The organism is Aliagarivorans marinus DSM 23064 (genome assembly GCF_000429485.1).
Lineage (GTDB): Bacteria > Pseudomonadota > Gammaproteobacteria > Enterobacterales > Celerinatantimonadaceae > Aliagarivorans > Aliagarivorans marinus.
Map to the genome: position 1 here is coordinate 73271 of NZ_KE386909.1, position 12440 is coordinate 85710.

The following is a 12440-nucleotide window of genomic DNA, read 5'->3' on the forward strand; positions in this document are numbered from 1 at the left end:
CACAGCAGCATGGACCATTCGAGCATGAATCACGCGGAGATGGATCATAGCAGCATGGACCACGGCAGTATGAACCACAGCGAGATGGGACATGGAGGTGAGCATGATTGAAGCAATCATCCGCGCCTCACTAAACAACCGTTTCCTGGTGTTATGTGCGGCGTTGCTGCTCGGCGTGTATGGTCTGTTCTCGCTGCGCACCACCGCGGTGGATGCGATCCCAGACTTGTCTGACGTTCAGGTGATCATCAAGACCAGCTACCCGGGGCAAGCGCCGCAGGTGGTGGAAGATCAGGTGACCTATCCATTGACCACCGCCATGTTGTCGGTGCCGGGAGCGACCACGGTGCGTGGTTATTCGTTCTTTGGCGATTCTTATGTGTACATCCTGTTTGAAGATGGCACCGACATCTACTGGGCGCGTTCGCGAGTGCTGGAGTACTTGTCGCAGGTGAGTGGCAGACTGCCCGCTACCGCTAAACCCGAGCTGGGCCCGGATGCCACCGGGGTGGGCTGGATCTTCTCCTACGCCTTGAGCGATCGCAGCGGTCAGCATGATTTAGCCCAGCTGCGCAGCTTGCAGGACTGGTTCCTGAAATACGAGCTGCAAACCGTGCCGGGGGTGTCGGAGGTGGCCACCGTTGGCGGCATGGTGAAGCAGTATCAGGTCAGCGTCGACCCAGACAAGCTACGCGCCTACGACCTGCCGCTGAGCGCCATTAGCATGGCCATCAAACGAGGCAATCAAGAAAGCGGCGCCAGTGTGATTGAGCTGGGCGAGGCCGAATACATGGTGCGCAGCGGCGGCTATTTGAGCAGTATCAGCGATCTTGAAGCGCTGCCGCTGAAAGTCAGTCAGCGCGGTACCCCACTACTGTTGGGCGAGGTGGCTAAGATAAGCCTTGGGCCACAGATGCGACGCGGACTATCTGAGCTGAACGGGGAAGGCGAGGTAGTCGGTGGCGTAGTGGTGATGCGCTATGGCGAAAATGCCCGCGAGGTAATCGCCGCAGTAAAAGCCAAGTTAAGCGAGCTGCAGCGCAGCTTGCCGGAAGGGGTTGAGCTGGAGGTGACCTACGACCGCGCAGGCTTAATCGAAGAGGCAGTCAGTAACCTCAACCAAACCTTACTCAAAGAGTTGGCAGTGGTAGTGCTAGTGTGTGCGCTGTTCCTGTTCCACCTGCGCTCATCGATGGTGATCTTGCTCAGTTTGCCTTTGGGGATCTTAGCCGCCTTTGTGGTGATGCGCCTGCAGGGCATCAACGCCAACATCATGTCGCTGGGCGGGATTGGTATCGCCATTGGCGCCATGGTTGATGGCGCGATCGTGATGATTGAAAACCTCCACAAGCACAACGAGCGAACACCACTTAACGAGCACAACCGCTGGCAAATCGTAGGCCTAGCCGCCAGTGAGGTGGGCAAGCCGCTGTTTTTCTCACTGTTGATCATCACCCTAAGCTTTGTACCGGTGTTCGTACTGGAGGGGCAAGAGGGCAAGATGTTCGCGCCCTTGGCCTTCACCAAGTCCTATGCCATGGCGGCCGCGGCGATACTGGCGATTACCCTAGTGCCAGTGCTGATGGGCTATTTTGTGCGCGGTAAGATCCTGGCCGAGCAACGTAACCCGCTAAATCGCATGCTGATCGCTGCCTATCGGCCGATGCTGAACTTTAGCCTGCGCCGACCCAAAACAGTGATCTCCTTGTCGTTGTTGGCGCTGGCCTCCTCTTGGTATCCCTACTCACAGATGGGCAGCGAGTTTATGCCGCCGCTGGATGAGGGCGACTTGATGTATATGCCCACCACCTATCCGGGGATCTCCATTGGTAAGGCGCGCGAGCTGTTGCAGCAAACCAACAAGCTGATCAAAACCGTCCCGGAAGTGAAAAGCGTTTGGGGCAAGGTTGGACGCGCCGACACGGCCACCGATCCTGCGCCGCTGACCATGATTGAGACCTTCATTCAGCTCAAACCGCGATCCGAGTGGCGGCCCGGACTGACCAGCGAAGGGTTGCGTCAGGAGCTGGACAGCTTGGTGCAGTTCCCGGGCTTGAGTAACGCCTGGGTGATGCCCATCAAGACCCGCATCGACATGTTGGCCACCGGCATCAAAACCCCGGTGGGCATCAAGATTGCGGGGCCTGACTTACAGGTGATTGAAGGGCTGGGCGAGCAGCTGGAAGAGCTACTTAAGCAGGTTCCCGGTACCGCATCAGCCTACGCTGAACGGGTAGCGGGCGGGCGTTACATCACCATCGACATCGACCGGCAGCGGGCGGCCCGCTATGGGCTGAGCATCAGCGATATCCATGAGCTGACCAGCGCCGCGGTGGGTGGTATGAACGTCTCCGAAACCGTGGAAGGGCTGGAGCGCTACCCCATCAACCTGCGCTATCCCCAGCGTTATCGCGACTCATTAGAGAAGCTGAAATCGCTGCCGATCATCACACCCGCTGGTCAGCGTCTTCTGTTAGGCGACATCGCCGAACTGCGCTTTGCCGATGGCCCGCCGATGATCAAAACCGAAAACGCGCGCCCCAATGGTTGGATTTTCGTCGACATTGAGGGGCGTGATTTGGGCTCCTACGTGGCAGACGCTCAGGCCTTTGTGGGTCAGCATCTCACCCTTCCCGCCGGTTATTCGCTGAGTTGGGCTGGGCAGTATGAGTACATGCAACGAGCTATGGAGAAGCTGCGAATGGTCATTCCCGCCACCATGGTGATTATCGGCCTGCTGCTCTACATGAGTTTTCGCCGCTTTGCGGAGGTGGCCATTATTGTCGGAACCTTACCGCTGGCCTTAGTGGGGGGCCTTTGGTTGATGCACTGGCTGGGCTTCAACATGTCTATCGCGGTTGGGGTGGGCTTTATCGCGCTAGCCGGGGTGGCGGTGGAAACCGCCATCATCATGTTGGTGTATCTCAATCAAAGTTGGCAAGCCGCCCAAGCTAGCGGCCGCCAGTTAGGGCGCGAGCAGTTGGAGCAGGCGATCCGTGAGGGGGCTGGGCAGCGGATCCGTCCGGTGATGATGACCGATCTGACGGTGATTATTGGCCTGATCCCAATGTTAATCAGCAGCGGCACCGGCTCGGAGGTGATGAGTCGTATCGCCGCGCCAATGCTCGGCGGCGCACTGTCATCGGCGCTGTTAACGCTATTGGTACTGCCTGCCATCTACAAGCTGTGGAAACAGCACAGCCACCAACTTTAACCGAACCTAACAACGTTAATCGCATTTTATGCCCCGCCACGCGGGGCTCATAAGGAGAACAACATGACTAAATCACTACTTATTGCCACACTGTTGGGCTTAACTGCACACTCGGCACTGGCGATGGACGCCAGCGAGTACCGCAAGCTGTCAGCTGAGCAAGCACTGCAGCAGGCCCATCAGTGGCACCGTAGCGGTGATGCCAGCGTTAAGGTGCTGCCGCGTCAAATCGATACCGAGTTTGCCAATGGCGAGAAGGTGAGCATTCCCACCGAGCGCCACTTGCTCTCTATCGCGCCCTTCGTGAATCAAACCCACCCTTGCACCTTTCATGTGCCAACCGGCTGCCAAGGTGAGCTGGTCGATGCGCAAATGCACGTGATGGTGAAAGACTTGGCCACCGGAGAGCTGGTGCACAACACCATGGTGCGCACCCAGCACGATGGCTTTATTGATTTCTGGATGCCTAAAGATGGTCGCTATGAGTTTATGTTCCACTACGGCGACTTGATGGCCAGCGAAGTGCTCAGCACCGATGCTCAAAGTCGCACCTGTATCACCAACATGCAGTTGACCAAAACCGACCATAAACACCACCACTAAATCTGGCCGGGTCACTGGCTTTAAGCGCTGCCAGTGACCCGTTCTTCAGGGAGCAGCAGGTATGACTAAAGGGAAAACAAAGCGGCGCAGTGCATTGCTGGCAATGCTAATCGCCGCCAGCCCACTTGCATGGGCCAGTGAATCGCAGGTGCGCAGCGTGTCGGTCACCATGCTAGATAGTATGCGTTTTCAGTTCGAGCCAGCGTTATCGGAGCTCAAGCCCGGCGAGCAGGTCGAGTTTGTGGTGACCAACCAAGGACAGATCGTACATGAGTTTGTGTTGGGCTCGCCGACTGAGCAGGCTGAGCATCGCGAGCAGATGCGCAACAGTGGCCATCATCACCATCATCATTCAAGCAATGCCGTCACTCTCGAAGCTGGCGAACATGCGACCTTGGCGTGGCAAATGCCGCACAGTGGTCAACTGGAAGTAGCGTGTAACATTCCCGGCCACTACGAGGCAGGGATGTTTGAGGTTTGGAAAATAGAGAAAGAAAAGAGTAGAGAAGGACCATTAGCAGCCCCATGACCTTGTTGGTTGCTCCGGGGACATAGTGACTTAGTTTGCGTCCTTTGCTCGGGAGAATGTTTTCGAGTGGATGACAAAAATATGCACACCATGCTGGATAAGTAATTAATTTATAAGTAAATTATTTAGCTTGGACAGATTGGGAATCATGAACTAAGGAAAGACTATGAATCTTAGCGAGCGCGAGCGTCGTTGGTTACCCCTGTGGGGCAAGACAGGAAAACTGGCGATGCGCTTTGCCTGCCGGGCGAACCGTCATCGAATTGGGCAAATCAAACAGACCTTTGAGGGCATTGCCCAGACTCGGGTGAAGCTGATGCAGAGCTGGGCCAATACCCAGTGGGAGTTCTTGCAAGACGCTGAGATGTATCTATCCACCAAGTCGGCCGATGAGCGCACTACGGTGCTTACCCAACTATTGGCGCGCAATGCCGATTTCTCAGAGCTTGCGGTAGTTGACCCGCGCGGCCGGGTACTGGCATCCAGCTTTAGCGGCCACTTAAGCGAGCAGATTGTCGACCCGGATAAGGTCGCGCGCGGTCTGGATAAACCGTTTCTGCACGGCCCCTATATCGATAAACGCTCCTTGGCCGTGGGGGCATCCAGCTCCAGCTTCCATGACGAAGTGACCCTGATGTTCTTCCAGCCCTTTGTGCAGCAAGGCGAAGTGGTGGGCTGCCTGTGTGGGCGGGTGCCCAACGATGTGCTGGGCGATCTGATCCAGCGCGAAGCCGGTCATATCTTTAATGAATCCGGCGATAACTACCTGTTTATGGTCGATTCGCAAGTTGACCCAACCATTCGCCCGGGCACCGCCTTATCGCGCTCACGTTTTGAAGACTCCACTTTCTCCCATGGCGAGAACCTTAAATCCGGCGTGCACACCCGCTGGGGGACGGTGAAGGTGCAAAAGCACACTGAGTTTGAGATCCGCTTTACCGATCCCGCCACTGGCGAGCTGCACCCCGGGGTGCGCGAGACCATCAAAAACGGCAGCAACCTGTATGTAGACTACCCCGGCTACTCGGATTACCGACATATTCCAGTGATCGGTAAAGGAGTCACCTTCCAGCTACAAGGTTCTGAAGACCGCTGGGGGATGATGTGCGAGGCCGATCTGGAAGAAGTGCATCGATATCGCTCGCTAGGGCAGCGCTTAGCCGGTGGTTATTTCTGGGGACTAATGGCAGCGGCGATGTTGCCACAAGTGCTTGGGGTGGTGTTCGACCTGTCGCACATCAGCCAACTTGGTATGGCGGCGGTGATTGCGCTGCTGTGTTTTGCTGGCTTCTATTTCGTGAAGGCCAAGCCACTAGCGGCGTCCATCGCCCAGATGAGCCAGATGCTGCAAGATGTCTCCGAGGGGGGCGGTAACTTGAATCGCCGTCTCGATAGCAGCCAGTTCCGCGCCGACGAAGTGGGCGATCTAGGGCGGTGGATCAACAGCTTTATCGACAATCTGGAGACGGTGGTGCGTGACATTATTTATGCCACCGGCGAGCTGGAGCAGGTGAGTAGTTCGATGCTGCGTCGCTGTAACATGGTGGACGATTGCAGCCGGCAAACCGCCGACTCGATTGAGTCTTTGCTGGGGCTGACCCAACATCAGCTGCAGGAGATCAACCAAGCCTCGCATACCGTGGAAGAGCTGCAACAGGCGATGAATGATGTGGTAAGCAAGGCCGCCCAAGAGTATCAGGTGGCGGTGGAGAGCAATGAAGCGATCCGCAATATTGTGGAAGCATCGGCGGCCAGCGTGAATGATGTGAACGCCGATATGAAACAGATTGGCGATATCGTCAGCCTGATTAGCGAGATCACCGACCAAACCAACCTGCTGGCACTGAACGCCGCCATTGAAGCGGCCCGTGCCGGTGAGCATGGCCGTGGTTTCTCGGTGGTGGCCGACGAGGTACGCAGCCTGGCCAGTAAGACTGCGCAGGCGGCCAACCACATCGGTGAGACCATGAGCAAGCTGCGCGCGAAATCGCAAGAAGCGGTGCGCCAGATGGAGCAGGGCGTGACCAACGTGGACCGCAATGCCAATTTAGTGGAAAGTGGTGCGGGCAACCAGCAGCTACAACAAGCGGTGAGCGATATGCATGGCGCCATCGCGCAACTGGCGGGCCAGAGTGAGCAGCACAACTCCACGGCCACCGAAGCCAAGCATACTACCTCGTCGCTGGAGGTCTCTTCTGGTCAGTTGACTCGCCGAACCACCTTGGTGAAAAACGCCATCGTGCGCTTGAGTAAAGTTGTCGGCCGCTTTGAGGTTGATCGCGTCGCCTAACAGCCTTACCCAAGCTGTCTAAATGCAAAACGCCAAGCATCATGCTTGGCGTTTTTTTTACAGGGAGGGAACAGCAAGTGCCTACAGCTTGGAAGGCGATACCGTTTTAATCTCCAGCCAGTTGCTATCGGCATCATCGATAAACTCGGCGGTATTCTCCAGCCAGCGCTTCTGAACCTTCTCATCCAGATTCAGGTAGAGCTTACCATCGACGATCCGCCACGCTTGCGGGTCGGTGTCGAACTTCTTCTCCATGGCCACCCCAAAGGCGCAATAGCCGCCATATTGCGGGGCGTATTTCACCGGATCGGCGCGAAAGGCATCGCGATTCTCGGCGCTGCTGAAGTGGTAGATGGCGTTGTTGTAGGTCGCGCTATACTCGCTGCTGCCTTGGGTAGCCTGGCTGTCGGTGAAATAGGCAACCGGGTCATAGCCTTGAATGGCCAGATCGTTGCCATCGACACTCATACCCGGGTCGGCGGCAAATACCGATGAGGACAGGGCGAGCGCGCCGAAAACGAATGAGCGACGAAGGGTTTTGGTTAGTGCGTTCATAAACTTCTCCTTGTGATGCGTTGAGGTCAACCTCGTTACACAAGTAAATTTACGCTGGCTCGCAAGGGGAAAAGAGGACTATCATCCGCAAAAGTGTGCCAATCGTACAAACGGGATTCATGGACGAACTTTCTAGCCTATTACAGCGCCTCGCGATTAAAGCGGGCGTGTTTCACTCCGGCCCACTCTGCGGCTTGAGTCAATTCGATAAGGCCCAAGGTGGGCATTTGCATCTGCTACAGAGCGGCCGCTTGGAGCTGCAAATCAGTGGACACGCAGTGCAGAAGATTGACCAGCCGCACCTGCTGTTTTTCCCGCGCGCTAAAAGTCATCGGCTGTTTAGCCCCGACGAATCGGCCAGTCTGGTGTGTGCTGATCTGAGCTTTGGCAGCGGCAGTGGCCGCTTGATTGAGCAAGCTCTGCCCGAGTACTTGTTGCTGCCGCTAGCCGAGTTCCCGCAGCTGCAGCGCTGCTTGGAGATGTTGTTCGCCGAGGCCTTTGCCAGCGAGCCGGGCCGGCAGCTAATCAGCGATCGGCTCAGTGAGGTGTTGATTACCCTGCTGCTTCGCGAACTTTTAAGCCGCGGCAAGTTTCAACAAGGGGTGTTGGCGGGGTTGTGTCATCCCAAGCTGGTGAAGGCTCTGAACGCTATCCATGAGGATCTTAGCCAAGTGCACAGCCTGCAGAGCCTGAGCGAGCAGGCGGGCATGTCGCGTAGCAGCTTTGCCCAGACCTTCTCTGAGGTGATGCAATGCTCGCCGGGGGATTATCTGAGTGAGTTGCGTTTAGCCGAGGCTCAGCAGCTACTGTTAGCGGGTAGGCCGCTGGCCATCGTGGCCGAAGAGGTGGGTTACGCCAGTTTGTCAGGCTTGAATCGAGCCTTTCGTGGCCGCTTTGCCTGCTCGCCGAAGCAGTGGCTGGCGCAGCAGTCTTAGTCACAATGAGGGCCTGGTAAGGCCCTCATTGTGACTCGCATCTTACTTGCTTAGCAGGGCCACAATCTCGCTTGGCTCTTGGCGCTTGGTGTAGTCGGCATCCACAAAGGCGCTGATGATGGTTTTATCTTGCGCTACCACAAAGGTTGCCGCCAGTGGCAGGTCAAACTGGCCTTCACCGTTATGCGCTTCCACATCGATACCAAAGCTCAGGTAGATCGGACGCAGCTCTTCGGGTAGCGAGAACACCAAACCTAACTCCTTGGCATAACGCGACTGTGGATCGCTCAGCACTTCAAACTGCAGCGCATTCTTCTCGGCGGTCGACAGCGATTGGTCTGGCAGCTCAGGGGTGATTGCCACTAGGTTAGCACCGGCTTGTTTTAGCTCGGGCAGAACGTCTTGATAGGCCTTGAGCTCCAAATTGCAGTAGGGGCACCAACCGCCACGATAGAAGGTGATCACCAGTGGCCCTTGCTCGAGCAGTTGCTCAAGGTTACGGGTTTCGCCTAGCTGGTTGTTCAGAGTAAAGCTGGCTAGGGCCTCGCCTTGCTTGGGGGAGGCGTCACTAATGCCCGACTCAAGCAGTGTTTGAGTGGCGTTGGCCATGGTTTGCTGGATATCTTCGGGCACCTTGGCTTTGAATCCGGCGCGGTAGTCAGCGATAGCTTGTTGCAGTGTCATGGTAGCGTCCTTTCAGTGATGTCAGTGATGAAAAAGGTCTTTGAGCCGTTAACGCCGCTGGTTAACTTGAATGTTCGTTCAAAATTATTCAAGCAGAGCTTGAGCGATCATTCAAGTTGATTTTGAACATTCATTCAAAATTCATTAAACTCAAATTAACATTCACAGATTCAATTGCCCCTAGCGCAGGAGAGCAGATGGCCAGAGCGCAGTTTGACCGAGACCAAGTGATCGACAATGCCATGCAGTTGTTTTGGCAGCGCGGCTTTGCCGGGGGCTCAATGCAGCAGATAGTTCAGGCAACCGGTCTCAAGCCCGGCAGTATCTACCTAGCCTTTGACAGCAAAGAGGGGCTCTATGCCGCGTGCTTAAAACGCTATGCCGAGCACAGCAAGCAGATGATCGATAGCCAGTTATCGGGTGCCCCCGATGTGCCATTGGCGCTCTGTCAGTTACTACTAAAGCTGGTGGATGAGTCGCGTTGCAGCGACTACTTCAGCTGCTTTTTGGTGCGTAGCTGGCTAGAGCTGGAGGCAGATTCTGAGCTGCATCAATTGGCGGGACAGTTACTGAGCGAGATCGAGCAGCGCTATGTGGCTTACCTGACTCAGGCCTTCTCTGCTGAACAAGCCGCGGCCTATGCCAGTAGTTTGATGATGCATATCTTTGGCTTGCGGGTGTATGGCTTTCATCAGCAGCGGGCGGCGGCAATGCGTCAGTCATTGGAGCTAGGCTTATCGTGGCTACCGTGGCAAAAACTGCACAACTAGCCAGTAGCGCACATCCAAATATGCGGTAACTTGCAGCCTACTCAGTATTAGATGCTTTGTCCTATCTGTACCCACATGCCACGTACTATCGGCAGTTTATGTCGCCAAACCCAGCGCAAACCACTGCTTCTGCTAGCCCAAAGTAGCCTGTCAATCCAACGTAACAGTAAGGCGTAGTACATACTTACTCATCAGGCAAGCCTGTAAAGATAATGTCATACATCTAATTCATCATATAAATCAGTTACTTTAGCCGTTTTCCAGGGAACCACGGAAATGGAACACGATCTACACGAGTTAAAACGGATTTTAACTGAGCGGCTGTTCACCACCTTATTCCAGCCCATCATTGACTGTAAAAGTGGTCAATTACTGGGTTTGGAGGCCTTGGTGCGTGGCCCCGAGGGCAGCAGTTTATTCTCTCCAGAACGCATCTTCGCCACCGCCCAACAGTACGACCTACTATTTGCGGTTGAGCGCGCGGTCAGTGAACAGGCGATTGCTTGTTATGTACTGCTTGGCAAACCGGGGCGACTATTTCTCAACTTCTCGCCGGTGGTGCTAGGGGATAACTCAACCCTTGAATGGCTGGAGAATATGGTTGAGCGCTACCAGCTGCGCAGTGGCGACTTGGTGATGGAGCTCTCCGAAAGTTATGTGATTGGAGATATTCAGGCCCTGGCCAAGCAGCTTGAGCGTTGCCGCGAACATGGCTTCGTGTTTGCCATCGATGATTTGGGCGCGGGTTATTCGGGCTTGCGACTGTGGTCGGAGTTACACCCCGAGTATGTGAAAATCGACCGCCACTTCATCAAAGACATCGACAAAGATCCGGTTAAGCATGAGTTTATGCGCGGCATCGTCGAGCTCTCCCAGCGTTTGGGCTGCGGCATTATCGCCGAGGGGGTGGAAACCCGCGCCGAGCTACAAACGGTCAATCAGTTGGGGATTAATCTTTGTCAGGGCTTCTATCTGGGGCGGCCCAGCACCAAGCCCAAGCTTAGCTGCGAGCTGGACGACGACAAGCTAAGCGCGGTCACCGCGTTGCCGATCAAGTACAGCGAAACGGTGCAGGTGCTGTGTAGTTATGTGGAGCCGCTGCCGATCAACGTGACGCTGGCCAAGGTGTGGGACCGCTTTAAAAACCGCGAGCAGTACTCCTCCTTACCGGTGGTGCACAACGGGCGATTGATTGGCCTGATTCACCGCGCCTTGGTGCTGGAAATGCTATCTGGCCCCTATGGCCGTGCGCTGTATGCCAAGAAACGCGCCTCTGAGCTGGTCACCGATAATGCGATTGTAGTGGAGAAGATGGCCAGCCTTGGAGAGGTGTCGCAGATGGTGACCGACGAAGACGACATGTACGTGCGCCAGCACTTTGTGATTGTTGACCAAGGCCGTTATGTGGGCATGGGCAACACCCGCGACTTGCTGCGGCGGATCACCGAGGTGCGCCTGATGCACGCCCGCCATGCCAACCCATTGACCCTGCTACCGGGCAATGTGCCGATCAACCAACATATCCAGCAGCAGATTGACGTAGAGGCTGACTTCACCGTGGCCTACGTCGACATTAACCACTTTAAGCCCTACAACGATTTGTACGGCTACCAGCGCGGTGACGAGGTGATCCAGCTGGTGGGCAAGCTGCTGCGCCGCCACTGTGAATCGCGCGGGCACTTTGTCGGCCATGTCGGCGGCGATGACTTTGTCACGGTGTTTAACAGCGAGAGTGGCGAGGAGATCTGTCAGCAAATCTGTAAAGACTTCGTTCACTCCCAACGCGAGTTGTATAACGACAAAGACTACAACCACGGTACGGTATCGGCACTGGACCGCAGCGGCGAGAAACGCGAGTTTCCGCTGGTCTCACTGTCGATTGGCTTGGTGCCTGCCCATCCGGCGCTGAAGCGGGTCGATGACTACGCCTTGCAGCTCTCGGAAGCGAAGAAGCAGGCCAAGTCGGCAGGTCAAAGCAGTGTGGTGGTATACCGCCCTGAGCCAACGCGTTTGTGCGTATCGGTTTGAAGCTTGTTGCATCCATCAGTTATACCCGAGCAACCTCAAGATGCAGGATTCAGAGGTGCTCAATGTCCATAGCGCGAGGCGAAAAGACGAAGGAATGACGACTCATTTCGAGTGTTTTCTATACTATTGATTCTGCTATCACCACTTATCGAAGGAGGGTCGATGCGAAACTGGATGTTGCTGTGCTTAACTAGCTTTCCGCTGCTGGCCGGACAGGTCACTATTGAAGACGTAGTGTTTACCCCGGGGGCTAGCCGCAGCTGGAACGTGGCGGTAACCTTGCGTCACCAAGACAGTGGCTGGCAACACTATGCCGATCGCTGGCGAGTGGTGGATGCCCAAGGCACCGTACTCGGTGAGCGGATCCTGCATCACCCCCATGTGGAAGAGCAGCCCTTTACCCGCAGCCTGCGCGGCGTCACCATCCCCCGGCATCTGCGGGTGGTATATATAGAAGCCCACGATAAGCAGCATGGCTGGTCGGCCCAAAAGGTCTCGGTCGAGCTGGACCACAGCCAGCGTGTGGCAAAACGCCTTCCCTAAGCTGCCGTTCATGCTATGCTTGCGCCGCAATTTACCGGGAGACCAACATGGCCAGACTCATTCATTACCGTTTCAAAGGTCAGGAAAAAACCATCAGCTTTGCCAATGATCGCTTTCATGACCTGCATCAGGCTGTGGCGGCGGCTGAAGGAGTCGATTTGACCCAGTATCTGGCGATGGAACGGCAGGTAGAACAAACCACCCGTGGTGGGGCTGCACTTAGACAGTTTCGCGATGCGGAGTTTAAACGGATGGGCTTTACCGATATCCGCTTTGAGAAGAAGTAATT

At 55.7% G+C, this 12440-nt stretch carries 11 protein-coding genes; 9 read left to right on the plus strand and 2 right to left on the minus strand.

The genetic code is table 11. The annotated features are described in order from the left end of the window. The first annotated feature begins 103 nt into the window (after positions 1 to 103). The 4 genes from G461_RS0119940 (at position 104) to G461_RS0119955 (ending at position 6636) form a co-directional block, all read left to right on the plus strand. On the plus strand, positions 104 to 3214 hold the full coding sequence (locus tag G461_RS0119940; RefSeq protein ID WP_026973170.1) for an efflux RND transporter permease subunit: 3111 nt from the start codon (positions 104 to 106) through the stop codon (positions 3212 to 3214). A gap of 63 nt (positions 3215 to 3277) precedes the next feature. Then, positions 3278 to 3817 carry a CueP family metal-binding protein gene (locus tag G461_RS25710; protein ID WP_051333717.1) on the plus strand — a complete coding sequence of 180 codons (540 nt, stop codon included), beginning with the start codon at positions 3278 to 3280 and terminating at the stop codon, positions 3815 to 3817. Between the two features lie 61 nt (positions 3818 to 3878). After that, positions 3879 to 4346 carry a cupredoxin domain-containing protein gene (locus G461_RS24970; protein ID WP_051333718.1) on the plus strand — a complete coding sequence of 156 codons (468 nt, stop codon included), beginning with the start codon at positions 3879 to 3881 and terminating at the stop codon, positions 4344 to 4346. Positions 4347 to 4512: 166 nt separating this feature from the next. Beyond that, positions 4513 to 6636, plus strand: a complete 2124-nt coding sequence (locus G461_RS0119955; protein WP_026973171.1) for a methyl-accepting chemotaxis protein — start codon at positions 4513 to 4515, stop codon at positions 6634 to 6636. An 81-nt stretch (positions 6637 to 6717) separates the two neighbouring features. Here G461_RS0119955 and G461_RS0119960 read toward each other — a convergent pair whose 3' ends face one another. Further along, on the minus strand, positions 6718 to 7191 hold the full coding sequence (locus G461_RS0119960) for a YHS domain-containing (seleno)protein (protein WP_026973172.1): 474 nt from the start codon (positions 7189 to 7191) through the stop codon (positions 6718 to 6720). A gap of 119 nt (positions 7192 to 7310) precedes the next feature. Here G461_RS0119960 and G461_RS0119965 point away from each other — a divergent pair, with 119 nt between their 5' ends. Beyond that, complete coding sequence (locus G461_RS0119965; RefSeq protein WP_026973173.1) at positions 7311 to 8126, plus strand: AraC family transcriptional regulator; 816 nt, start codon at positions 7311 to 7313, stop codon at positions 8124 to 8126. A 42-nt stretch (positions 8127 to 8168) separates the two neighbouring features. On the opposite strand, the gene G461_RS0119970 is transcribed toward G461_RS0119965, so the two are convergent. Next, entirely contained in the window at positions 8169 to 8810 is a 642-nt protein-coding gene (locus tag G461_RS0119970) for a peroxiredoxin-like family protein (RefSeq protein WP_026973174.1), read from the minus strand. A gap of 197 nt (positions 8811 to 9007) precedes the next feature. On the opposite strand from G461_RS0119970, the gene G461_RS0119975 reads away from it, so the two are divergent. The 4 genes from G461_RS0119975 (at position 9008) to G461_RS0119990 (ending at position 12438) form a co-directional block, all read left to right on the plus strand. Then, positions 9008 to 9580 (plus strand): TetR/AcrR family transcriptional regulator, encoded by a 573-nt coding sequence (locus G461_RS0119975; RefSeq protein WP_026973175.1) that lies wholly within the window; start codon positions 9008 to 9010, stop codon positions 9578 to 9580. A 276-nt stretch (positions 9581 to 9856) separates the two neighbouring features. Then, entirely contained in the window at positions 9857 to 11608 is a 1752-nt protein-coding gene (locus tag G461_RS24975) for a bifunctional diguanylate cyclase/phosphodiesterase (protein WP_035480914.1), read from the plus strand. Positions 11609 to 11770: 162 nt separating this feature from the next. After that, a complete protein-coding gene (locus G461_RS0119985; protein WP_026973176.1) occupies positions 11771 to 12151 on the plus strand; it encodes a hypothetical protein in 381 nt (126 codons plus the stop codon). Positions 12152 to 12198: 47 nt separating this feature from the next. Beyond that, on the plus strand, positions 12199 to 12438 hold the full coding sequence (locus G461_RS0119990) for a DUF2960 family protein (protein ID WP_026960065.1): 240 nt from the start codon (positions 12199 to 12201) through the stop codon (positions 12436 to 12438). Positions 12439 to 12440: the final 2 nt, after the last annotated feature.